Raw genomic sequence first — 23061 nt, forward strand, 5'->3', positions numbered from 1 at the left:
ACATTCATGAGCACCAGCGACCAGCAGGCTGCGTCCTCGCGCCTTGCCGTACCCGAACTGTTGATCGGCATCGGGCTTCTGGCCTGTGCCGGGGCGGTTGCCTGGCAGACCTTGGCGATCCCGGTGTCGCCGCTCTACTCCAAGGTCGGCCCGACCGTCTTTCCCTATCTCACCATGTTCGGGCTGGTGGTTCTTTCGCTCCTGCTCATCGTCGCCGCACTGCGCGGCGGCTGGCAGCCGGAAGAGGAAAAGGAGACGCCGACCGACTGGAAGGCGATGGGCTTCGTCGTCATCGGCCTTGTCGCCAACCTGCTCCTGATCCAGCCGCTCGGCTTCACCGCGGCATCCGTCATCATGTTCGTTCTGGTCTGCTACGGCTTCGGCAGCCGGCATACGCTGCGCGATGCGCTCACTGGCCTCGTGCTGGCGCTGGCCGCCTATTTCGGCTTCGCCAAGGCGCTCGGCGTTAATATCGGCGCCGGTTTCATCGAGAACCAGCTGAATACGGTGATCGATGCGTTCACCAGCACGCTGGGAGGCTGACGCCATGGAAACGCTAGGCCATCTCGCACACGGTTTCGCCGTCGCCTTCACCCCGGTCAACCTTCTGTGGTGCCTGCTCGGCACCACGCTTGGCACCGCCATCGGCGTGCTGCCCGGCCTCGGACCGGCACTGACCATCGCGCTGCTGCTGCCGATCACCTACCAGGTTGCGCCGGAGGCTTCGTTCATCCTGTTTGCCGGCATTTATTACGGCGCCATGTATGGCGGCTCCACGACGTCGATCCTGCTCAACACGCCAGGCGAAAGCGCCACCATCGTCACCGCGCTGGAAGGCAACAAGATGGCCCGGTCCGGGCGCGGCGGCGCAGCACTTGCCACGTCGGCGATCGGCTCCTTCGTCGCCGGCACGCTCGGCACGCTGGGCGTTGCCTTCCTGGCGCCTATCGTGGTCAGGTTCGCGCTGGCCTTCGGCCCGGCTGAGTATTTCTCGCTGATGGTGCTGGCCTTCATCACGGTTTCGGCGGTGCTCGGCTCGTCCTCGGTGCGCGGCTTGACCAGCCTGTTCGCCGGCTTTGTTATCGGCATGATCGGGGTCGACCTGCAGACCGGCCAGCCGCGCTTCACCTTCGGCATGACCGAACTGCTCGACGGCGTCGACGTCATCATCGCCGCCGTCGGCCTGTTCGCCGTCGGTGAGACGCTCTACATGGCCTCGCGCCGTTATGCCGGCAAGGACGAGATCGTGCCGCTGAAGGGCTCGCTCTACATGACGGCGGCCGAATGGGGGCGCTCGTGGAAGCCCTGGTTGCGCGGCGCCGCGATCGGCTTCCCGATCGGCGCCATGCCGGCCGGCGGCGCCGAGATCCCGACCTTCCTGTCCTATGCCATCGAAAAGAAGCTTTCGAAGCACAAGCAGGAATTCGGCACGGTTGGCGCCATCGAGGGCGTAGCCGGTCCGGAGGCCGCCAACAATGCCTCGGCCGCCGGCGTGCTGGTGCCGATGCTGACGCTCGGGCTGCCGACCTCGGCGACGGCGGCAATCATGCTTTCGGCCTTCCAGAGCTACGGCATCAATCCAGGCCCGCTGCTTCTGACGACACAAGGCAACCTGGTCTGGGGACTGATCGCCAGCCTGTTCATCGCCAACGTCATTCTCGTCATCCTCAATCTGCCGCTGATCGGGCTTTGGGTGCGGCTGCTGAAGATCCCGGCGCCGCAGCTCTATGCCGGCATCCTGGTTTTCGCCACCGTCGGCACCTACGGCATTTCGCAGTCGCCGATCGACCTCGCCATCCTCTATCTCCTGGGTGCTGCCGGCTTCCTGATGCGGCGCTTCGATTTCCCGACCGCGCCCGTCATCATCGGCATGATCCTGGGACCGCTCGCCGAAACTCAATTCCGCCGCGCCATGACGATCTCGAACGGCGACTGGTCGGTGTTCTACAAGCACCCGCTGTCGCTGACCCTGCTGACGCTGGCCTTCATCGGCCTGGTCGGGCCGCATATCTGGGCCTACATCGAACGCCGCCGATTGCGGGGGCCGGAGCATGTGCCGGGCGATGCCTGATCGATTTGAAGTGACATGACAGACCTGCTTTCCGGCATTCGCGTGCTCGACCTGACCAACGTCCTGGCCGGGCCCTACTGCGCCTACCAGTTGGCGCTGCTCGGCGCCGACGTCATCAAGGTCGAGGCGCCGCAAGGCGGCGACCTGGCGCGACAGCTCGGCGGTTCGCCGGAACTCAACCAGGCCGGCATGGGAGCTTCGTTCCTGGCTCAGAATGCCGGCAAACGCTCCGTCGTGCTCGACCTCAAGAAGGAAGCCGAGCGCGAACGCTTCCTCGACCTGGTCGCCAGCGCCGATGCGCTGGTGGAAAACTTCCGCCCCGGCGTCATGGGCCGGCTTGGCCTCGGCTACGAGGCGCTGAAGGCGGTCCGCCCCAACCTTGTCTACTGCGCGATATCGGGCTTCGGCCAGACCGGGCCGATGCGCGACAATCCGGCCTATGACCAGATCATCCAAGGCCTTTCGGGCATTATGAGCATCACCGGCACGCCGGAGACGGCACCCTTGCGGGTCGGCTATCCCGTCGCCGACACGCTGGGCGGACTGGTCGGGGCCTTCGCCATCGTCTCGGCGCTGGTAAGGCAGAAGACGAGCGGCGAGGGTGCTTTTCTCGACGTGTCGATGCTTGAATGCACATTGTCGGCGCTTGGCTGGCCGGTTTCCAACTATCTGACGGCCGGGGTCGATCCCAAGCCGATGGGCAATGAGAACATGACGGCGGCACCGTCGGGCGCCTTTCGCACCGGCGACGGTCTGCTCAACATCGCCGCCAACAAGCAGGAGCAGTTCGTAACGCTTTGCCGGCTTATCGAACGGCCGGAGCTGGCGTCGGATCCACGCTTTGCCGAGCGCGAGACGCGCAAGCGGAACCGTGCGGCGCTGAAGATCGAGATCGAGGGGGCCCTGGCGAATGGCCCGGCGGCTGCGTGGGAAGAAAAACTGAACCGCGCCGGGGTGCCGGCGGGCAGGGTGCTGACGATCCCGCAAGTGCTGGCCGAACCGCAGGTGCTGGAGCGCCAGATGACCAGGGCTTTCGACGGCGTGGCTGACATGGAGAGACCGCTGACGGTTCTGCGCGGCGGCTTCATGGTCGATGGCACGGCTCCATTGCCGGCCTCCCCGCCACCGGCCCTGGGCGAGCACATGGACGAGGTTTTCGCCGGCCTGTCGCCGCGAGCGAAGACAAAGGCACTCACATGAACGAGCAAAAGACGATATGAGTGAGCAAAAGACGGGCCGCGAGCGTGCAGAGGAGTGGTGGCAGACCGGCATTATCGAAATGCGGCCGGGCGTCATCCGGCTGCGCGGCTATGAAATCCAGGACCTGATCGGCCGCGTCAGCTTCCCGGCTGTCATCTGGCTGATGCTGCGCGGCGAATTGCCCAGCGAGGAACAGGCCGCGCTGCTCGGCATTGCGCTGGGCGCCGCAGTCGACCACGGGCCGCAGGCGCCGTCGATCGCCATCGCCCGCATGGCGGCGACCTGCGGTGTCGGCATCAACAGCGCCATGGCTTCGGCCATCAACGTGCTTGGCGACGTCCATGGCGGCGCCGGCGAGCAGGCGCTTGCCTTCTATGGCGACATTGCCGCGGCGCTCGATGGCGGCACGACGCTGAAAGAGGCTGTCTCGGGGCGGCTTGACCGGTTCTTTGCCGGGGAAAAGGGCTACGTGCCGGGGCTGGGCCATCGCTTCCATCCGGTCGACCCGCGCGCGCCGCGCCTGATGGAACTGACTCGGGAGTTTGCCGCGCGCGGCGTGATCCATGGCCGCTTCGCCGATATCGCCGAGGCGATCGAGGCGGAGGTCGCGCGGCGCAAGGGCAAAAAGATACCGCTCAACATCGATGGCGCGACCGCCGTCATTTACGGCGAGCTCGGCTTTCCGCCACCGCTAACGCGGGGGCTTTTCGTGCTGTCGCGCTCGGTCGGCATCCTGGCGCATGCCTGGGAACAATCCCAGCAAGCCGAGCGGAACAAAGGTCCGCTGCCACGCGAATGGCTGTGGGCCTATGCCGGGACGCCAGTGCGACCGCTCCCCGAAGAGGACGGCGCCGGGGCGTGAGGCCTTTACGTAGGGCCGATTTGTGCCGGCTGGGGAAGCTTCAAGGTCCTTACCAGCGTCGAAAGTTCGGGTTCGTCGATGAGCATGGCCGCATCGGCCGGCGCCAGCCAGGCCCGTTGCCGCCGTTTGGCTTCCTGCCAGTCGGCGAGCTCTTGCGTTACTTCCAACAGATAGACGATGACATCGACGCGCACGAACCGGTTGGCCAGCCGCTTCCAATAGGAATAGGTGCCCGCTGGCTGCTTCAGGGTCTTGCCGAGCACGCCCGCTTCTTCCTGCGCCTCGATGGTGGCCGCCTTGCGTCCGCTCTTGCCTTTCATCGGCCAGCCCTTGGGTACGATGAAGCGCCTGGTGGTGCGCGAGGTGACCAGCATCACCTCGATGTCGCCGCGCTGGTCCAGCCGAAAAGGGATAGCCGCGACCTGGCGGATCGTCTCGCCCTTCTTGGCCTTGCGCACGGCCTTTTTCTTGGTGGCTGCCATTCGTAAAATCCAGTCGGTGCAGTGCCCATACCGTGACGCGGTGTCGTTGCAAAACCCAAACTGCCGCAAGGGCACCGGAACGCCCCTACCATGTAAGTCGGCTAAATAAAAGGGAAGCCCGCCTCAGCGGCAGGTGCTTACGGCGGTGTTGCCGATTATCTGGGTCTGGCAGTTCGGCCTGACCCGCGGCACGATGGGCGGCGGCTGTTGCACGATCACCCGGTCCTGAGCCCGATTCTGTTGCTGCTGTTGCTGAAACTGCTGCCGCTGGACACGGTTTTGCAAGGCCTGCAGATCGTTCTGCTGGATCAACGCGTTGTTGTCGACGGAGGGAATGAGCACCTGCGCGGAAGCAGGCAGGCAGATGCCCGCCAGCGTCGAGGCTGCCAATGCCGCCGTCATGAAAACCGTTGATGGCCGAAGCGCCAACATCTGCTCATTCCCGCACAAACAAAATTCACTCTACATGTAGTGCGTTTGTCCCCTCGTGCCACGCCAGAGTGCCGATTAACAGGAAATCGCGTGATCGCGCCCCCTTCGCGGCGGAGGAGAATCTGCCCCGCCGCCCGCATCGCACTTGACGGAAGCGGTCGATTCACCGCTCTATCGGGTTGACGCTGGCCTCGAATTCCATGGCGTCAACGGCGTCGGCATGTCCGTCGGATGCAACGGCGCCTTCGAGGAAACGGTCAAACAGAACGCCGACAGTGCGTCCTTCAGGGTCAGCTTCCAGCTGGCTCAGGGATGGAGCCGGGCAAAAGGGGTCCTTATGAGGAAGCACGCGTATCTGCTGGCGATGCTGGGGGCTGCCTGCATCGCCGGTCTGCCGGCCGCGGCGGCGCAGACAAAAGGCGACAAAGCGGCGGCCGCGCCCGCCGCCAACCAGCCCCAGTTGCCCGGCGGCGCATCGGCCCTGTCCGAAACCCATGGCGACTGGGCGGTCAACTGCCAGATATCGGGCGCGGCCAAGGCATGCAGCCTGTCACACCAGCAGTTCAACAAGCAAGGCAACCAGCGTCTGCTGGCGATAGAGCTGTCGAGCAGGACGGGCGAAGACGCGACCGGTACGCTCGCTTTGCCGTTCGGCCTGGCGCTCGCCAAGGGCGTCACCCTGACGATCGACGACCAGAAGCTGGACGGCAGTCTGCAGTTCAACACTTGCCAAGCCGTCGGCTGCCTGGTGCCGGTGGCGTTCGATGCCAACGTCGTCCCCGTGCTCAAGGCGGGCACCACCTTGAAGGTCGATGCCTTCGCGGCGGATACGGGGCAAGCGGTTAGCTTCTCCATCCCGCTCAATGGCTTCGGAAGTGCGCTTGCCCGGACGGCCGAGCTTCTTGCCGACTAGCGGTTCAGCGTTCCACAGAATCGCTAGCTTGCGCTAAGCCTTTGTTTTAGGAATTCCGACGGTCCAGCTCGTCACGCTGCGGTCGTTTTCAGCCGTTCCGCGATCAGGGTGGCGAGCCGGGTCGCCACTTCGTCCTTGCTCATCTCGGGCCATTCCTCGACGCCGGTCTTCGAGACGATGCGAACACGGTTGCGGTCGCCGCCCATCACACCGGATGGGCCGACGCCGCTGGTCTGCGACACGTCGTTGGCGACAATGAAGTCGGCGCCCTTCTTCCTCAGCTTGGCTTCGGCGTTGCGCAAAAGGTCCTGCGTCTCGGCGGCGAAGCCGACCACCAGCGCCGGCCGCTGCTTGTGATGCCCGACGCCCGCAAGGATGTCGGGGTTCTCGATCATGCGCAGCACCGGCGGGCCTTCGCCCGGCGCTTTCTTGATCTTCTCGCCAGCTGGGCTGTCGGTGCGCCAATCGGCGACGGCGGCGACGAATACCGCCGCATCGGCCGGTAGAAGCTGTTCCACGGCATCGCGCATTTCCTGCGCCCGCTCGACGTGGATGGTTTTCACACCAGCCGGATCGGCGATGCTGACGGGACCGGAGACCAGCCTCACGTCGGCGCCGAGCCTGGCCAATGCCGCCGCAATGGCATGGCCCTGCTTTCCCGACGATCGGTTGGCGATGTAGCGAACGGGGTCGATCGGCTCGTGCGTCGGGCCTGACGTGACGATGATCTTCTTGCCGGCCAGCGGCTTGGATCCGGTATCGAGCAGCGCCTCGATGGCGGCGACGATCTCCAGCGGCTCGGCCATGCGACCTTCGCCAGCCTCGTTGCTCTCGGCCATCTCGCCTTTGGCGGGGCCAACGAAGGTGATGCCATCCTTGTGCAGCGCCGCACGATTGCGCCGCGTCGCCGGATGCGCCCACATTCTGGGGTTCATGGCCGGCGCCATCAGCACCGGCTTGTCGGTGGCCAGGAGCACGGTGGAGGCAAGATCATTGGCGTGGCCGTTGGCGAGCTTGGCCATCAGGTCGGCGGTGGCGGGCGCCACCACTAGCAGATCGGCCTCGCGCGATAGCCTGATATGGCCGACATCGTGCTCGTCATTGCGATCGAAGAGATCGGTAAAGACATGGTCTGCCGAGAGCGCACCGGCGGACAGCGTGGTGACGAATTCCCGCGCAGCCGACGTCATGACCACGCGCACCGCCGCACCCCTTTCACGCAGACGGCGGATCAGGTCGAGTGCCTTGTAGGCGGCGATGCCGCCGCCGATGATGAGCAGGATGCGCTTGCCGGAGAGGCTCATGAAGGACCAGAGATCATCAGCGACTTTCTCTGATCAAAATCTGCTTTTTGCAGCTCCCGGCCGAATTCGAGGATCTCCTCCGCCGTAACAAAATCCTTGGCACCTTTGAAGGTGGGCGCCACTTCCTTGAGCAGCAGACTTCTTGCCTCCTGCTCCATCGACACACCATGACGGGCAGCCCGCTCGCGCAGTCTTTGTTTCAAATCCTCGTCGAGATTGCGAATGGTCAGGGTACCCATGGCTAACTTTGCCTGCCTGCCATTGGTTGAGCCTTGGCCTCGTCCTTGAATGTCAGGCGTCCGCCATCGAAGCCTTTCGTGGTCGGAAGCCCAACTGATGCCGCGAGCACATCCCGCGCCTCCTGCTCCATGGAAACGCCGCGCGCGGCACCGCGTTCACGCAATCGCTGCATGACATGATCTTCCAGATTCCGGACAGTAATCCTGGCCATAGTCGCACTCCTGCGCACAACATAGCTATCCCGCCTTTCGACTGCAATGACAGCATCGCTGTCATTGCAGTCACTCAGAGCAGCTTCCAGGCTATATAGACCAGCGTCAGGGCTATCACCCAAAGCGCCACGCGGCCGGAGCGGTTGTAGCGCGCTTCGGCCTTGCCGATGGCACGGGCCGTCGCCTCGTCGAAGCGCAGGCCATGCTCGGCCATCAGGTCGATCTCGCGCGACAGCCGCTCGGTGCGCGCTGCCAACTCGGGGGCTTGGCGGATCAGCGTCAGCATCGCCTTGCCGCCGTCGCGGGCGTCGGCCAGCAGGCCGCTTGGCCCGAGATTTCCTGATATCCAGCCGCTGACCACGGGTTCGGCGGTCTTCCACATGTTGAAGGCCGGATCGAGCGTGCGCGCCACGCCCTCGACCACCACCATGGTTTTCTGCAGGAGGATCAGTTCGGGCCGCGTCGCCATGTCGAAGAGTTCGGTCACCTCGAACAGCAGCGTCAGAAGCTTGGCCATGGAAATGGTCTCGGCCGGCTGGCCATGGATCGGCTCGCCGATGGCGCGGATCGCCTGGGCGAAGGCCGCGACATTGTGCTGGCGCGGCACGTAGCCGGCCTCGAAATGAACCTCGGCGACGCGCAGATAGTCGCGCGTGATGAAGCCGTAGAGGATTTCGGCGAGGAACCGGCGCTCCTTCTTGCCGAGCCTGCCGGCAATGCCGAGATCGACCGCGACGATCGTGCCATCAGCCTCGACGAACAGGTTGCCCGGATGCATGTCGGCGTGAAAGAAGCCGTCGCGCAGCGTATGGCGCAAGAACGACTGGATGAGGTTGGCCGCGATTGCCCTCAGATCGTGTCCAGCGGCGGCGAGTCCGGCGATGTCGTTCATCTTGATGCCGTCGACCCATTCCATGGTCAGCACGTCGCGGCCGGTGCGCTCCCAGTCGACGGAAGGGACGCGAAAGCCCGGATCCTCCCTGGTGCTTTGACCAAGTTCCGAAAGCGCGGCCGCCTCGAGGCGCAGGTCCATCTCGATCTTGGTGGTCTGCGCCAGCGTCTCGGTCACCTCCACAGGCCGCAGCCGGCGTGAGGAGGGGATGTATTTCTCCTGCAGGCGGGCCGCGAGGAAATAGCTTTCGAGATCCTGGAAGAAGCGGCGGCGCACGCCCGGCCGGATCACCTTGACCGCTACCTTCCTGGCGACGCCGCCATCGACGGTTTCAGCGGCATGGACCTGGGCGATGGAGGCCGCGGCGACCGGGTCGCCGAACTGCGTGTAGAGGTCGCCGAGCTTGCGCCCGAGCGAGCCCTCGATGGCCGCCACCGCCTCGGCCGTCGGGAAGGTGTGCATCTTGTCCTGCAGCATGGCGAGATCGAGCGCCATGTCGTTGCCGACGACATCGGGTCGTGTCGCCAGAAACTGGCCCAGCTTGACATAGGACGGCCCGAGCCGGACCACCGCCTTGGCCAGCCGATCGCTGCGCTCATAGGCGAGCGCGCGGCGGCGGGTAAACAGCCGCGCCAGCCGCCAGCCCAATTTCGGCAGGCCGGACAGTTCCTCGCCGGGCAAAGCGGCGACGACGCCCTCGCGCACAAGCACCCAGCCGGCCCGCATGAGCCGAAATCCAGCGCTGACGGTGCTCATGCCCGGGCCTGCCTCAAAGTTTCCAGCCCGAATGAAGCGCGGCGATGCCGCCGGAATAGTTGCGGAACGAGACCCGATCGAAGCCCGCGCGGGTTATCATGGAAGCAAAATTCGCCTGGTTGGGGAATTTCGCGATCGACTCGACCAGATAGGAATAAGGCTCGCCGTCGCCGGTGACGGCCTTGCCGATCTTCGGAATGGCCTTGAACGACCAGGCCTCATAGACCCTGTCGAGCAACGGCATCTCGACCTCGGAAAATTCCAAGCACAGGAACCGCCCGCCCGGCTTCAGCACGCGCAACGCTTCGCTGAGAGCGACGTCGATCCTGGGGACGTTGCGGATGCCGAAAGCGATGGTGTAGGCGTCGAAGGTGGCGTCCGCGAACGGCAGTTCCTCGGCATTGGCTTCGACGAAGTCGGTGTTGCCGGACATGCCTTTCTTTTGCGCCCTGTCGCGACCGACGGCGAGCATCGAGCCGTTGATGTCGAGCACGGTGGCATGAGCATGCCCATGGCTGGCATCGACGATGCGAAAGGCGATGTCGCCGGTGCCGCCGGCGACATCGAGCACGCGCCAGCCCGGCCGCTTCGGCGGATTGAGCCAGGTTACCATGGCATCCTTCCACAGCCGGTGCAGGCCGCCCGACATCAGGTCGTTCATCAGGTCGTAGCGGTTGGCGACCTTGTGGAAAACATCGTTGACCAGGGGCTGCTTGTCGCCTGCCCCTACACGCTTGAAACCATAGGAGGTTTCCATGCCGCCGGCGGCCGTGGTTCTCTCAACTGACATTTTTTTGATCCGTCATAAAACCGGCGGGACCATAGCCGATCGATGGTGCGGGCGCTATTGTTTAAGGCGCGGTGTTCGGCCGCGCTTCCAGGTGGCGGGTTTCGAGACCTGGACTGACCGACGGGATGTTTGAATGCCTTTGAAAGCGGAACTGCACTGCCATATCGAAGGGGCAGCGGCACCGGAACTCGTCATCCGACAGGCGCAGAAATACGGCAAGGACATCTCGCCCTATATCCAGAACGGCTCTTTCGTCTGGCACGATTTCACCTCTTTTCTCGCCGCCTATGACTTCGCCTCCGACCTGTTCCGGACCGAGGAAGACTATGCACGGCTGGCTGACCACTATCTGACCAGCCTGGCGCGTGACGGCGCTATCTACTCGGAGGTCTTCACCTCGCCGGACCATGCCACGAAGGCGGGGCTGTCGCCGAAGGCTTATACGGATGCGCTCGGCGAAGGCATGGCCCGCGCCAAGGCCAAGACCGGCATCGAGGGCCGTATGATCGTCACGGGAGTGCGCCATGCCGGCGTCGAGTCCATCGAGCAGGCAGCGCGTTTCGCCGCGCGCTGCGGGCACCCGCTGGTCACCGGTTTCGGCGTCGCCGGCGACGAGAGGGTTGGCGATATGGAGGACTATGTCAGGGCTTTCGAGATTGCCCGCGAGGCCGGGCTCGGCATTACCATCCATGCAGGCGAGCTGACGGGATGGGAGACGGTCCAGGCGGCGCTCGATCATATCCGCCCGTCACGCATCGGCCATGGCGTGCGCGCCATCGAAAACCCCGATCTTGTCCGGCGCATCGCCGATGAGGGCGTGGTGCTGGAATGCTGTCCCGGCTCCAATATTGCGTTGAAAGTGTTCGACAGTTTCGCCGCCCACCCGTTCCCCGCCCTGCTCGCGGCCGGCTGCAAGGTGACGCTCAACTCGGATGATCCGCCCTATTTCTGGACCTCGCTGAAACGCGAATACGACATTGCGGCCGAGTATTTCTCGATGAACGAGAAGGCGCTGGCGGCCGTTACCCGAACGGCCATCGAGGCCGCTTTCGTCGACAGGAAGACCAAGGCAACGCTGCTCAGCCGGCTGGATGCGAAGGCCAGGTGAATGAAGGCTGGGTGGACAGGGAGTGGCCAGCAGTGAGCAGTTTGGCGGAGCGCGCATCGGGACTCGCAAATCGGCTCACTATTCACTACTCACTATTGGCTACTCACCACGAACCACGTCGGAGCACATCATGAAGGGCGTCACCGTCGTCGACCACCCGCTTGTCCAGCACAAGCTGAGCATCATGCGCAAGAAGGAGACCTCGACGGCCGGTTTCCGGCGGCTGCTGCGCGAGATCTCGCTGCTGCTCGGCTATGAGGTGACGCGCAATCTCGAACTCACGACGACGACCATCGAAACGCCGATCGAAACGATGGAGGCGCCGACGCTGGAAGGCAAGAAGCTGGTCTTCGCCTCGGTGCTGCGCGCCGGCAATGGCTTGCTCGAAGGCCTGCTCGACCTGGTTCCGGCGGCCCGCGTCGCCCATATCGGCCTCTATCGCGACCATGAGACGCTGGAGGCGGTCGAATATTTCTTCAAGGCGCCGAGCGACCTTGCCGACCGGCTGGTCATCGTCGTCGATCCGATGCTGGCCACCGCCAATTCCGCCATCGCGGCGATCGACAAGCTGAAGGGGCGCGGCGCCACCAACATCCGCTTTCTGTGCCTGCTGGCGGCGCCCGAAGGCATCGAGCGCTTCACCAAGGCACATCCCGACGTTCCCGTCTTCACGGCTTCCATCGATCGCCAGCTCAACGAGAAGGGCTACATCATGCCCGGCCTCGGCGACGCCGGCGACCGCATGTACGGGACAAAGTGATTTACCGAAAGTTTACGCAACGGCGCGGTTTCGAGCGGCGTTAAAACGGCAAACACCATCCCGGCGTTAAGGATCGGCCTTCACGACAGCGCCGCGCGTCCTGTCGGACGCTGCGACACTTTAATTCGCGCGTGATCCTTTCCGAAAATCGATCCCGATTTTCGGGGTCATGCGCCAGGGCCGATCCATGCTGCGCAAGCTACTTGTCCTCAGCGTCTTTGCCGGTACATCGGCATCCATCCCGATTGTCTATCAGTCGAATCCGCAGATGTTCGAAAGCCTGCTGAAAACGGCGGTGACGGCCAAGCCAGCGGCCGACGCCCGTCCGGAGGTCGCCTTGGCAGCGGCTCCCGACAAGCCGGTGGCGCCGTTGCCGATGGGCCGCAAGGTTGTCGTCACGGCCGACGCGCGAGGGCATTTCTCGTCGGCCTTCAAACTGAACGGACGCCAGATCGATGGCATGATCGATACCGGAGCGACACTGGTCGCCGTCAACACCTCGACGGCGCGCAGGATCGGATTGTCGCTGAACCCATCGGATTTCAGTCATGAGGTCAACACGGCCAACGGCACGATCAAGGCGGCGGTGGTGATGATCGACCGCTTGCAGATCGGCAGCATCACCGTCAACGACGTGCAGGCTATCGTGCTCGACGACAAGGCGCTGCACACCAATTTGATCGGCATGAGCTTTCTCAATCGGCTGGGCAAATATCAGGCCGAAAACGGCACGCTGCTTCTTGTCCAGTGAGCGGGCACGGCCGTTCGGGGCTGGGTCATATCAGCCACGCGGCAGGATGCGCCGGATGACCGACTTGTCGGCAGGCGGCTTGGAAGCGCCGATCGCATAGGCCGAAAGCACCGTTGCCGCCGCGGCTTCGGCGTCGGACACCGAGCGGGCATGGACCAGCGCCAGCGGCTCGCCAGCTCGAACCTCGGCGCCGACCGGCAACAGCCTGGTGATGCCGACCGCCGGGTCGACCTTGTCGTCTGGCCGGGTGCGGCCGCCGCCCAGCCCGACCACGGCAAGGCCGATATCACGCGTGGCAATGCCGGTGACGAAGCCGTCCGCGATCGCTCTCACCGCGTGTTCCGTTGGCGCAACGGGCAAATATCGTTCCGGCTTGTCGATGAAATCGGCGGGGCCGCCGAGCACCGTCACCATGCGCGCGAAGGTGGCGGCGGCGCGGCCGCTGGCAAGCGTTTCGGTGGCCCGCCGCATGCCGTCCTGGTTGGACGGCACCAGACCCGCCGCCTGCAGCATTTCGGCGGCGAGCGCCAGCGTCACATCCTCCAGGCGCCGGTCGCGAAGGCGGCCGGTCAGGAAATCGACGGCGTTGCGCACCTCGACCGCATTGCCGGCGGCCGAGGCCAGCGGTTCGTTCATGCCGGTGATCAACGCCGAAACTTTTAATCCGGCGCCGCTTGCGACTTCGACCAGGCTGTTGGCGAGCGCCGTCGCGTCGCGCGACTTCTCCATGAAGGCGCCATTGCCGACCTTGACGTCGAGCACCAGCGAGCCCAGGCCCGCCGCCAGTTTCTTCGACAGGATCGAGGCGGTGATCAGCGGCACCGACTCCACGGTTCCGGTCACGTCACGGATGGCATAGAGCCGGCGGTCGGCCGGCGCGAGGTCCGCGGTCTGGCCGATGATGGCGCAACCCGCTTCCAGCACGGCCCTGCGAAACAGCGCGATGTCGGGCTGGCTGGCGTAGCCGGGGATGGAATCCATCTTGTCCAGCGTGCCGCCGGTGTGGCCGAGGCCGCGGCCGGATATCATCGGCACATAAGCGCCGCAGGCAGCGACGATCGGCGCCAGCATCAGCGAGACGTTGTCGCCGACGCCGCCTGTCGAATGTTTGTCCGTGACCGGGCCGGGCAGGTCCGACCAGTCGAGCACGTCGCCGGAATCGCGCATGGCCAATGTTAACGCCACGGCCTCGTCGCGGCTCATGCCGTTGAAGAACACCGCCATGGCGAAAGCCGCGACCTGGCCGTCGGTGACGGCGCCATCGGTTACGCCGGCGATGAAGTCGGCGATTTCGCGCGCCGGCAGCCTGTGGCCGTCACGCTTGTGGCGGATGATTTCCTGCGGAAGCATCAGTTCTCCAACAGCCCGTCGCGGAACACACGCTTCAGGATCGTCGCCAGCCGCGCGCCGCCGACCGGGGCCATATCCTTGGTCTCCTGGTGCGAAAGCTCGGCTCCGGTCATGCCGGCGGCAAGATTGGTGATGATCGAGCAGGCGGCGACACGCAGGCCAAGGAAGCGGGCAAGGATGACTTCCGGCACGGTCGACATGCCGACCGCGTTGGCGCCCATGATGCGCGCCATGCGGATCTCGGCCGGCGTTTCGAAGCACGGGCCGGAGAACCACATGTAGACGCCCTCGTGCAGCGCCGTGCCGGTCGCCTTCGCCGCCTGTTCGATCGCCTTGCGGATGCCGGCATCGTAGGCTTCGGTCAGGCCGACGAAGCGGCGGTCGCTCGGCTCGCCGATCAGTGGGTTGGTGCCGGAGAAATTGATGTGGTCCGATATCAGCATCACCGAACCCGACCCCATCTCCGGATCGACCGAGCCGGCGGCATTGGTGAGGATCAGCTTGGTGATGCCGGTGCCGGCGAGCACCTCCAGCACCGGCCGCATCGCCGCCGCGTTGCCGTGCTCGTAATAGTGGGCGCGGCCCGACAGCATCAGCACCGGCGTGCCGGCAAGCAGCCCGACCACCACCTCTCCGGCATGGCCGGAAACGCCGCTTCTGGGAAAGCCGGGCAGATCGGCATAGGAAACACGGATCGGGTTCTCGACCTGGCTGACCAGCCCTCCCAGGCCAGAGCCCAGCACCAGCGCCGTGGTCGGCGCCAGGCCGTCCAGCCGTTCGATCAGATGGTCGAGCGCTTCCTTCATTTCAGCATGTCGCCGCGAAAGCCGTAAGGCAGCATGTCGCCCATGGTCACGGTTTCGGCGACGCCCGCATTGTCGCAGAGATAGAGTTTCGTTTCCGGACGGCAGAATTCGGCCAGCCGCTGCCGGCAGCCGCCGCAAGGCGAGCATTTGGCCATGCGCTCGGCAAGGACGGCGATTTCCATGATCTTGCCGCCGCCGCCCATGATGTAATGGCCGAGCGCCGTCGTCTCGGCGCACCAGCCTTCCGGATAGGAGGCGACCTCGATATTGGCGCCCGTGAAGACGCGCCCGTCCTCGGTGCGAAGTGCGGCACCGACCGGAAATTTCGAATAGGGGGCATAGGCCTTGGCCATGGCAGCCTTCGCCGCTTCGAATAATTCATGCGACATTTCGGTGTTCTCTCCGATGATCTTGTCCATAAGCCGGCGCGCCTTTTGCGTCGCGCCCTCGATCCTCAGCGTTCCTTGACATAAGGCACGCCGCCGGCGCGCGGCGGGATCGCCTTGCCGATGAAACCGGCGAGCAGGATGACGGTGAGAATATAGGGCAGGGCCTGCATGAACTGCACCGGCACCTTGCCGATGAGCGGCAGCGGCGAGCCTTGCAGGCGGATCGACAGGGCGTCGAGGAAGCCGAACAGCAGGCAGGCGAACATGGCGTTGACCGGCTTCCACTTGGCAAAGATCAATGCGGCCAGCGCGATGTAGCCCTTGCCGGCGGTCATGTCCTTCACGAAGCCGCCATTCTGCACCATCGACAGATAGGCGCCGGCGACGCCGGTCAGGATGCCGGTGCAGATCAGCGCCCTGTAGCGCAGCCAGGCGACCGAGATGCCGGCGGTGTCCACGGCGGCTGGGTTTTCGCCGACCGCGCGCAGCCGCAGCCCGAAGCGCGTGCGAAACAGCACCCACCAGGTGAACGGCACCATCGCGAAGGCGAGATAGACCAGTATCGAGTGGCCCGACAGCAGTTCCGAATAGATCGGCCCGAGAAACGGCACGTCGCGGATCGTCTCGGCGCCGGGCCATGTGATCGCCTCGAACCGCTCGGCTGGTTCCAGCGCCGGCGTGCGCCCGCCTTGCTGGAACCAGGCCTGGCCGAGGATGATGGTCGAGCCGGCGGCGATGAAGTTGATCGCCACGCCGGAAACGATCTGGTTGCCGCGATGGGTAATCGAGGCAAAGCCGTGGATCATCGCGAACGCGACCGAGATCAGGATCGCCATGCCCAGTCCGAGAAAGGCCGAATGGAAGACCGACGCGGCCGCCGCACCGGCGAAGGCGCCGACCAGCATCTTGCCTTCGAGGCCGATGTCGAAGATGCCGGCGCGTTCCGAATAGAGGCCGGCCAGGCAGGCGAGCAGCAGCGGCACCGAGAGGCGGATGGTGGAGTCCAGCGTCTGGACGATGGCGTTGAAGGTGTCCATCTCAGGCGCCTTTTCCCTTGACCGCTTCCATGCCGACCGACCTCGGGCTGAGCGAGGCGAACAGCGCCTGGATGTAAGGCCTGAACATGTGTTCGAGAGCACCGGCGAACAGGATGACCAACCCTTGGATGATCACGATCATGTCACGGCTGATGGCAGGCATCTCGAAGGCGAGTTCGGCGCCGCCCTGGTAGAGCATGCCGAACAGGATGGCCGCCAGCACGATGCCGACAGGGTGCAGGCGACCCATCAGCGCCACGGCGATGCCGACGAAACCGGCGCCGCTGACGAAGTCGATCGCGACATTGTGCTGGTCGCCCATCACCGGGTTGAGCGCCATCATGCCGGCGAGCGCACCCGAGATCATCATGGCGGTGATGATGATGCGGGTTTCGGAAATGCCGGCATAGCGCGCCGCCTTTGGGCTGTGGCCGTAGGTGCGCATCTCATAGCCGAGCTTGGTGCGCCAGATCAGCAGCCAGACCAGGAAGGCCATGAGCAGCGCGAGCAGGAAGGAGATGTTGAGTGGTGCCGAGCGGATCTTGGCGCCGAACAGCTCGATGACCCAGTTGAGTTTCGGCAATTCCGCGCCCGCCAGGAAGTTGCGCGTCTGCGGCGCCTGCGAGGCTGCCGGTTTCAACGGGCCGACCAGCAGGTAGACCATGATCGAAGCAGCGATGAAGTTGAACATGATGGTGGTGATGACGATGTGCGAGCCGCGCTTGGCCTGCAGATAGGCGGGGATCAGCGCCCACAAGGCGCCCACGGCCGCCGAAGCCACGATGGCCAGCGGAAATGTCAGCCACCATGGCAGCACGCTGTCGAAGGAGAGACAGACGATGGCGATGCCAAGGCCGGCGATGTAGGCCTGCCCCTCGGTGCCGATGTTGAACAGGCCGCAATGCGCTGCTACCGCCACCGAAAGTCCGGTGAAGATGAAGGTGGTGGCATAGAAGAGGGTAAAGGCGATACCTGTTCCCTTGCCGAAGGCGCCCTCGACCAGGATGACGGCGGCACGGAACGGGTTCTCGCCGACCAGAAGCACGACGAAGCCCGCGACGATGAAGGCCACAGACAGATTGATCAGCGGGATCAGCCCATAGTCGGCCCAGGCCGGCAATTTGGCATAGGGCGTGCTCATTGCGCCGCCTCCTGGCGCTCAACACCCGCCATCAGCAGGCCGAGCTCGCCCTCGCTCGCCTCCGGCCCGCGTTCGCCGACGATGCGGCCGGCAAACATGACCAGGATGCGGTCGGAGAGCGAGCGGATCTCATCGAGCTCGACCGACACGACCAGCACGGCCTTGCCCTGGTCGCGCATGGCGATCAGGCGCTTGTGGATGAACTCGATGGCGCCGACGTCGACGCCGCGCGTCGGCTGGCCGACGATGAGAACGCCGGGGTCCTGTTCGATTTCGCGCGCGAGCACGATCTTCTGCTGGTTGCCGCCGGAGAAGTTGGCGGTCTTCAGCCGTGGATTGCCGGGGCGGATGTCGTATTTCTCGATCTTGTCCTTGGCATCGGCAACGATGGCATCGATGTTGAGGAAGGGGCCTCTGAGGTAGCGGGGATCGTCATGGTAGCCGAGGATGGAATTCTCGTTCTCCTCGAAGGCCAGCACCAGCCCGACATGATGGCGATCCTCAGGCACATGGGCGAGGCCGCGGTCGCGCAGTTCGCCGGGATCGGCCTTGCCGGTGAGATCGATCGGCTTGCCCTCGAGCATCACCGAACCGGAAACGGCGTGCCTGATGCCGGAGATCGCCTCGAGCAGTTCGGACTGGCCGTTGCCGGCGACACCGGCGATGCCGACGATCTCGCCGGCGCGCAGGTCGAAGGAGATGTCGTCGACCATGGTGACGCCGCGGGAATCCTTGACCGTCAGGTTCTTGACCGCGAGTTTTACCGCGCCGGCTTCCGCTTCGCCCTTCTCCACCCGCAAGAGCACGCGGCGCCCGACCATCAGCTCGGCCAGTTCCGCGACGGTGGTCTTCTTCGTTTCCCTGGTTGCCACCATCGTGCCCTGGCGCATCACCGAAACCGTGTCGGTGATGGCCATGATCTCGCGCAATTTGTGGGTGATCAGCACCACCGTCTTTCCCTGCTCCTTCAATTGCTTGAGGATGCGGAAGAGGTGGTCGGCCTCGGCCGGCGTCAGCACACCCGTCGGCTCGTCGAGGATCAGGATCTCGGCGCCGCGATAGAGCGCCTTGAGGATCTCGACGCGCTGCTGCAGGCCGACCGGCAATTCCTCGACGATGGCGTCGGGATCGACCTCGAGGCCGTATTCACGCTCCAGCCGCTCCAGTTCGGAACGCGCCTTGGCGATGCTTTTCTTCAGCAAGGCGTCGCTTTCGGCGCCCAGGATGACGTTCTCCAGGACCGAGAAATTGTCGACCAGCATGAAATGCTGGTGCACCATGCCGATGCCGAGCGCGATCGCATCGTTGGGCGTGCTTATCGATGCCGGCTTGCCGCCGACGCGGATCTCGCCGCTGTCGGCCTGGTAGAAGCCATACAGAATCGACATCAGCGTCGACTTGCCGGCGCCGTTCTCGCCGACGATGCCGTGGATGGTGCCGCGCGCGATTTCCAGGTTGATGTCGCGGTTGGCGCGCACGGCGCCAAAGCTCTTGTTGATGCCAATCAGTTCGATTGCGGCCAGTTCAATCGCGGCATGCGCCATGCAGCCTGTCCCACTCTTATTTTTTTATCGCTTGGTCAAAATGCCTAGCATGACGCTCCGCCCGTGCCAATTGGCCGGAGCAGCGTCCACTCTCGACAAATCCCGGCGCGCTTGTCAATTTCGAACGTGGCCGAAGCTCTCATATTCGCTAATATGGCAAGCCGATTTGACACTGCGCGCGACACCTGAGGACTTTGCATGACCATGCCCGCCGACCGGCTGACGACGCTGGAGATCCGCTCCGCCGAGCAGGAGAAGACCATCGAGGAACTGTCCGGCCAGATCGCCGAGCAGTGGAAGGTGATCGAGCGCATGCAGCGCAAGCTCGACGCGCTGACCGACCGCTTCCTGGCGCTGGAGGAACAGGCGGCACCCGACGTGCCGGTGACTAAGCCGCCGCACTGGTAGGGGAGGGAAGTCGAGCGATGGCCAGCGATCGCATCGCAAGAGCCGGCGACTACGTGCTTGGCCTGATGAACGATGCAGAGCGCGAACGGGCCGAGCGCGATCTGGAGATCGATCCAGCCTTTCGCGATGCCGTGGTCCAGCTTGCTGAGCACCTGCATATTTTCGACCGCACCGAAGCCGCCGGTGGCGCGGAGCGCTGGCGGCAGATCACGCAGCGCATCGGCGACTTGCCGCAGATGCGCGCTGTCGGTCTTGAGGACGCTAAACCGGTGATCCGGGGCCCCGCCAAGCCGCATGATGTCGGCTTCTATTCTCTCGGCGACCGGCGCGGACTTGCGGTCGCCATTGGACTGATCGTGGCTTTCGCATTGGGTTATCTGGCGGGAAAGCTATAGCCCACATTGGCGCGACATCAGCGCCATCGGCTCCCCGTTCTGCCTGAACGGCTCGACGACCATCCAACCAAGCCTCATGTAGTAATCGCGCGCCTCCCACGTGTAGAGATAAAGCGCCTCCACGCCGAGCGATGTGGCATGAGCTTCGATTGCCCTGACCAGCGCAGTGCCGATCCCTCGGTGCTGGTGCTCGGGAGCGATGGCCAGGCCGGCCAGCCATGGTGTCAGATCATGCGCCGGTTCGAGTTCGTCGCGGACCAGCAGGCAGGTCCCGACCGGCACGTCGCCGATCCGGGCCACGAACGCCGTTTCGAAGCCGTCGCCGTGCAGCAGTTTACGAAGTCCGGCCACGTCGTCGTCCAGCGTTCGTCCGGTGCCCGTGAAAAAGGCGGCAACGCGCAATCGCGCCACCGCTGCAATGTCACGTTCGTTCATGGGTTCGACTGTCAACTGCACCATTGGCCTGGGGTCGTGTTTCTTGCGAGACGTCTGCGTCTACCCGGCAGCGACTTCCAAAACAAAACCGCCGGGACCATGCCCGGCGGTTTGCTGTCGGTTTGGCAGATCAATACGGGCAGGCGTTGTCGGCGGTGTAGTCGTGCACCTCGACCTTGCCGGCGATGATGTCGGCCTTGGCCTTCTCGACCGCCGCCTTCATCTCGTCGGTAACCAGCGCCTTGTTGTTATCGTCCATGGCGTAGTCGACACCGCCTTCCTTGAGGCCGAGATTTTCGACGCCACCCTTGAAGGTGCCGTTCTTGCCGTCCATGAAGGCGGTGTAGACGGCAACGTCGACGCGCTTCAGCATCGAGGTCAGGACCTTGCCGGGCTGGAGGCCGTTCTGGTTGGAATCGACACCGATGCCGAGCTTGCCGGCATCAGCCGCCGCCTGCAGCACACCGACGCCGGTGCCGCCCGCGGCCGCATAGACCACGTCGGAACCCTGGTCGATCTGCGTCTTGGCGATCTCGCCGCCCTTGGCCGGGTCGTTCCAGGCGGCCGGCGTGTCGCCGGTCATGTTCTGGATGACGTCGGTCGCGCCTGCCGATTTGGCGCCGCCGACATAGCCGCATTCGAACTTGCGGATCAGCGGAATGTCCATGCCGCCGACAAAGCTCACCTTCTTCGTCTTGGAGGCCATCGCCGCCATGATGCCGACGAGATAGGAGCCTTCATTCTCCTTGAATACGAGCGAGCGGACATTGGGCAGGTCGACGGCATCGTCGATGATGGCGAAGTTGAGATCGGGATATTCGGTCGCGACCTTCTTCAGTGCATCCTCCCAGGCGAAGCCGGCCATGACGATCGGGTTGTGGCCGTCCTCGGCGAAGCGGCGCAACGCCTGCTCGCGTTGCGAAGCGTTGGAGACCTCGAACTCGACATAGGGGACGCCGGTCTCTGTCTTGAACTTTTCGGCGCCATGGTAGGCCGCCTCGTTGAAGGATTTGTCGAACTTGCCGCCGAGATCATAAAGGATGGCCGGCTGCACATCCGCGGCGAAAGCCGGAAGAACCATTGCAGTTGCGGCCAGAAGGCCGAGAACGATACGTTTCATGTGATCCACACCCTGTCGGTTATTTTTTTCCGTTACGCCCGCCCGCCTGCCCGGTTCTCCGGCATGCGCGCGACGTCAGCCAGGAGTGTATATTCCCCTCCCGCTCAGCGGCAATCTGGCACGGCCCGAAACAAAATTCACGTGGAATTTTGACCTTTTGGAAAAGCATGGCGGGGTGCGATGCCCGTGCCCTTCAGGCGAATTGCCCCGTGCGCCGCTGCCGCCTGTAGCCGATGGCGTAGAGCAGCAAGGCAAGCACCGCGAACACGGCAAAGCCCGGCTGGTTGAGCACCCAGGCGATGGCGCCGTCCCATAGCAGCGGGCCGGCCTTGGCGCGAACGAAGCTTTCAAAGGCGGCGCGCGTGTCGGGCGACACGGCCAGCCAGCTCGCATTGAGCGGGGTCAGCACCAGTGCCGAGGCGGCCACAGTGCGTGTCGTGTCAAGCACCGCCATGATGACCGAAATCGACAGCGCGACCATGGCCGCGAGACGAAAGACAAAGCGAAACATCAAAGACCTTTCCCCTGGCCGATCCTCAACATCCTCCCGAGGATCTCCGGCGGTGTTCCGAACGAGAAATAGAGCGCGCAGGCCCTATTCGCAATCACGGCACGCGAATTGAATCGCGGCCGACGCAGCCTAGCCGGCCGGCCTGCGCTTGCGCCGGTTGGCGAGCCAGACGGCGAGAATGCCGCCGGCAATGGCGCCGACCACCAGCCCGGCCAGGCCGATGAAGGCGGCGAAGTAGCCGCACGCACCCTCAAAGCAACTCACGTCGGTGATATCGGCGATGAGCGAACCGGCCAGGAAGCCACCCACCGCGCCGACGACCGCGCCGAGGATGATGCCGAGCAGCGCGGCGACAATGGAAACGAAGACCGACGGCGCTTCGGCTCGCGGCCTGGCATAAACGGTCTCGGCGCCGGAGCCGCGGCGCAACAGGTAGATGCAAAGCAGGCCGATGGCGATCTCGGCGGCGGTGATGGCCAGGCTTCTGGCGGAGAAGACGAAGCCCGGCACGGCGAGTGCGTAAGCGTGACTTGCCAGCAGCCATATGATCGTGGCGGCCTGCCAGATGGTGAAATGGCTGGGGAAGCGCGCCGAACGGCCGAAGGCGAGGCCGAGCAGGTAAAGCCCCCATAGGATGGTGATGATGTCGGCGACGAGCCCGCTGAAGAGGAAATAGAAAACGGGGTCCGGCAGGCCTGAACTCCCCACCAGCCACAAGGCCGACGCCAGCCAATAGACCGACAGGGCCATAACGATAACCAGCCAGCCCACCGGGACATAGGAAAGTCCGCTGTCCAGATGTCGGGCCGGGATCTTTCCCTCGGCCGGTGGCTGTCCGTTGTCCGGCGTACCGCCCGGAATTCCGCTGCTTGACGTCATGTTGCGACGATGCCCCCCGCAAAGCCTTTCGGACACTCGACAGGCCGCTCGGGACGAAGTCAAGCGCGGCTGGCCTCGCAGCCTTGCCCGTGCACATCATCAAGCAGCGATTGAAGTGGCGGGACTCCAAACGGATGTGCCGGCGGCCCCCATGAACGCCGTGTGGCCGGCAAAGCGAATTGACCGCCGTTATGGCTGTCGGTAGCTAATCAAGTTGTCCGGTTTGGTAGCACATGATCTGTCCGCTTCTGTTTTGGCGTCGAAGCGGTTCAC

The 23061-nt window shown here is 64.4% G+C and carries 27 protein-coding genes; 10 read left to right on the forward strand and 17 right to left on the reverse strand.

The annotated features are described in order from the left end of the window. The first annotated feature begins 6 nt into the window (after positions 1-6). Genes FJ959_RS26565 through FJ959_RS26580 form a run of 4 tightly spaced genes read left to right on the forward strand, consistent with a single transcriptional unit; the run spans position 7 to position 4133 of the window. On the forward strand, positions 7-543 hold the full coding sequence (locus FJ959_RS26565) for a tripartite tricarboxylate transporter TctB family protein (RefSeq protein WP_140632967.1): 537 nt from the start codon (positions 7-9) through the stop codon (positions 541-543). A 4-nt stretch (positions 544-547) separates the two neighbouring features. After that, a complete protein-coding gene (locus tag FJ959_RS26570; RefSeq protein ID WP_140549523.1) occupies positions 548-2071 on the forward strand; it encodes a tripartite tricarboxylate transporter permease in 1524 nt (507 codons plus the stop codon). Between the two features lie 15 nt (positions 2072-2086). Next, positions 2087-3271, forward strand: a complete 1185-nt coding sequence (locus tag FJ959_RS26575; RefSeq protein WP_140560258.1) for a CoA transferase — start codon at positions 2087-2089, stop codon at positions 3269-3271. 16 nt (positions 3272-3287) lie between these two features. Further along, positions 3288-4133, forward strand: a complete 846-nt coding sequence (locus tag FJ959_RS26580) for a citryl-CoA lyase (RefSeq protein ID WP_140560259.1) — start codon at positions 3288-3290, stop codon at positions 4131-4133. Between the two features lie 5 nt (positions 4134-4138). Here FJ959_RS26580 and FJ959_RS26585 read toward each other — a convergent pair whose 3' ends face one another. Continuing rightward, a complete protein-coding gene (locus FJ959_RS26585) occupies positions 4139-4615 on the reverse strand; it encodes an NUDIX hydrolase (RefSeq protein ID WP_140496381.1) in 477 nt (158 codons plus the stop codon). Positions 4616-4738: 123 nt separating this feature from the next. Beyond that, positions 4739-5017: a hypothetical protein gene (locus tag FJ959_RS26590; protein ID WP_224557047.1), complete on the reverse strand. Its 279-nt coding sequence runs from the start codon at positions 5015-5017 to the stop codon at positions 4739-4741. A gap of 367 nt (positions 5018-5384) precedes the next feature. On the opposite strand from FJ959_RS26590, the gene FJ959_RS26595 reads away from it, so the two are divergent. Continuing rightward, positions 5385-5960, forward strand: coding sequence for an invasion associated locus B family protein (locus tag FJ959_RS26595; protein WP_140632970.1), 576 nt, complete (start codon positions 5385-5387; stop codon positions 5958-5960). 71 nt (positions 5961-6031) lie between these two features. Here FJ959_RS26595 and coaBC read toward each other — a convergent pair whose 3' ends face one another. From coaBC to ubiE, 5 genes are all read right to left on the reverse strand, one after another. Next, the gene (coaBC, locus tag FJ959_RS26600) at positions 6032-7264 is read right to left on the reverse strand and encodes a bifunctional phosphopantothenoylcysteine decarboxylase/phosphopantothenate--cysteine ligase CoaBC (protein WP_140560367.1); all 1233 of its coding nucleotides are present in this window, start codon (positions 7262-7264) and stop codon (positions 6032-6034) included. Beyond that, on the reverse strand, positions 7261-7503 hold the full coding sequence (locus tag FJ959_RS26605; protein ID WP_140632973.1) for a hypothetical protein: 243 nt from the start codon (positions 7501-7503) through the stop codon (positions 7261-7263). The genes coaBC and FJ959_RS26605 overlap by 4 nt, the downstream gene beginning before the upstream one ends. 2 nt (positions 7504-7505) lie before the next feature. After that, positions 7506-7715: a hypothetical protein gene (locus tag FJ959_RS26610; RefSeq protein WP_140632976.1), complete on the reverse strand. Its 210-nt coding sequence runs from the start codon at positions 7713-7715 to the stop codon at positions 7506-7508. Between the two features lie 74 nt (positions 7716-7789). Next, a complete protein-coding gene (ubiB, locus tag FJ959_RS26615; protein ID WP_140556481.1) occupies positions 7790-9364 on the reverse strand; it encodes a 2-polyprenylphenol 6-hydroxylase in 1575 nt (524 codons plus the stop codon). A 13-nt stretch (positions 9365-9377) separates the two neighbouring features. Further along, a complete protein-coding gene (gene ubiE, locus FJ959_RS26620; protein ID WP_140513738.1) occupies positions 9378-10154 on the reverse strand; it encodes a bifunctional demethylmenaquinone methyltransferase/2-methoxy-6-polyprenyl-1,4-benzoquinol methylase UbiE in 777 nt (258 codons plus the stop codon). Between the two features lie 133 nt (positions 10155-10287). Here ubiE and FJ959_RS26625 point away from each other — a divergent pair, with 133 nt between their 5' ends. From FJ959_RS26625 to FJ959_RS26635, 3 genes are all read left to right on the forward strand, one after another. Then, positions 10288-11262: an adenosine deaminase gene (locus FJ959_RS26625; RefSeq protein WP_140556482.1), complete on the forward strand. Its 975-nt coding sequence runs from the start codon at positions 10288-10290 to the stop codon at positions 11260-11262. 130 nt (positions 11263-11392) lie between these two features. After that, positions 11393-12022, forward strand: a complete 630-nt coding sequence (upp, locus tag FJ959_RS26630) for a uracil phosphoribosyltransferase (RefSeq protein WP_140496366.1) — start codon at positions 11393-11395, stop codon at positions 12020-12022. Between the two features lie 187 nt (positions 12023-12209). After that, entirely contained in the window at positions 12210-12773 is a 564-nt protein-coding gene (locus tag FJ959_RS26635; protein WP_140556484.1) for a TIGR02281 family clan AA aspartic protease, read from the forward strand. Positions 12774-12803: 30 nt separating this feature from the next. Here the strand turns inward: FJ959_RS26635 and deoA are convergent, their stop codons facing one another. The 6 genes from deoA to FJ959_RS26665 all read right to left on the reverse strand — a co-directional run bounded on the left by deoA (position 12804) and on the right by FJ959_RS26665 (position 19025). Continuing rightward, complete coding sequence (gene deoA / locus FJ959_RS26640; RefSeq protein WP_140624389.1) at positions 12804-14123, reverse strand: thymidine phosphorylase; 1320 nt, start codon at positions 14121-14123, stop codon at positions 12804-12806. After that, entirely contained in the window at positions 14123-14929 is an 807-nt protein-coding gene (locus FJ959_RS26645) for a purine-nucleoside phosphorylase (protein ID WP_140632979.1), read from the reverse strand. Before FJ959_RS26645 ends, deoA begins: the two co-directional genes overlap by 1 nt. Next, positions 14926-15318: a cytidine deaminase gene (cdd, locus tag FJ959_RS26650; protein ID WP_140522725.1), complete on the reverse strand. Its 393-nt coding sequence runs from the start codon at positions 15316-15318 to the stop codon at positions 14926-14928. The genes FJ959_RS26645 and cdd overlap by 4 nt, the downstream gene beginning before the upstream one ends. Before the next feature lie 65 nt (positions 15319-15383). Beyond that, complete coding sequence (locus FJ959_RS26655) at positions 15384-16355, reverse strand: ABC transporter permease (protein WP_140496358.1); 972 nt, start codon at positions 16353-16355, stop codon at positions 15384-15386. Position 16356: 1 nt separating this feature from the next. Further along, positions 16357-17496, reverse strand: a complete 1140-nt coding sequence (locus FJ959_RS26660) for an ABC transporter permease (protein WP_140632982.1) — start codon at positions 17494-17496, stop codon at positions 16357-16359. Beyond that, on the reverse strand, positions 17493-19025 hold the full coding sequence (locus FJ959_RS26665; RefSeq protein ID WP_140513932.1) for an ABC transporter ATP-binding protein: 1533 nt from the start codon (positions 19023-19025) through the stop codon (positions 17493-17495). Before FJ959_RS26665 ends, FJ959_RS26660 begins: the two co-directional genes overlap by 4 nt. 213 nt (positions 19026-19238) lie before the next feature. On the opposite strand from FJ959_RS26665, the gene FJ959_RS26670 reads away from it, so the two are divergent. Continuing rightward, entirely contained in the window at positions 19239-19448 is a 210-nt protein-coding gene (locus FJ959_RS26670; RefSeq protein ID WP_140513732.1) for a SlyX family protein, read from the forward strand. Positions 19449-19465: 17 nt separating this feature from the next. After that, entirely contained in the window at positions 19466-19843 is a 378-nt protein-coding gene (locus FJ959_RS26675) for a hypothetical protein (RefSeq protein WP_140632985.1), read from the forward strand. Here the strand turns inward: FJ959_RS26675 and FJ959_RS26680 are convergent. The 4 genes from FJ959_RS26680 to FJ959_RS26695 all read right to left on the reverse strand — a co-directional run bounded on the left by FJ959_RS26680 (position 19838) and on the right by FJ959_RS26695 (position 22788). Next, the gene (locus FJ959_RS26680; protein WP_224681353.1) at positions 19838-20278 is read right to left on the reverse strand and encodes a GNAT family N-acetyltransferase; all 441 of its coding nucleotides are present in this window, start codon (positions 20276-20278) and stop codon (positions 19838-19840) included. The two genes, FJ959_RS26675 and FJ959_RS26680, sit on opposite strands and share 6 nt — an antisense overlap. 130 nt (positions 20279-20408) lie before the next feature. Next, positions 20409-21398: a BMP family ABC transporter substrate-binding protein gene (locus FJ959_RS26685; RefSeq protein ID WP_140496350.1), complete on the reverse strand. Its 990-nt coding sequence runs from the start codon at positions 21396-21398 to the stop codon at positions 20409-20411. A gap of 193 nt (positions 21399-21591) precedes the next feature. Further along, entirely contained in the window at positions 21592-21909 is a 318-nt protein-coding gene (locus FJ959_RS26690; protein ID WP_140513730.1) for a hypothetical protein, read from the reverse strand. Between the two features lie 129 nt (positions 21910-22038). Next, a complete protein-coding gene (locus FJ959_RS26695; RefSeq protein WP_224655828.1) occupies positions 22039-22788 on the reverse strand; it encodes a hypothetical protein in 750 nt (249 codons plus the stop codon). Positions 22789-23061 lie beyond the last annotated feature (273 nt).

The sequence above is a fragment of the Mesorhizobium sp. B2-2-4 genome (genome assembly GCF_006442375.1).
Taxonomy (GTDB): Bacteria; Pseudomonadota; Alphaproteobacteria; order Rhizobiales; family Rhizobiaceae; genus Mesorhizobium.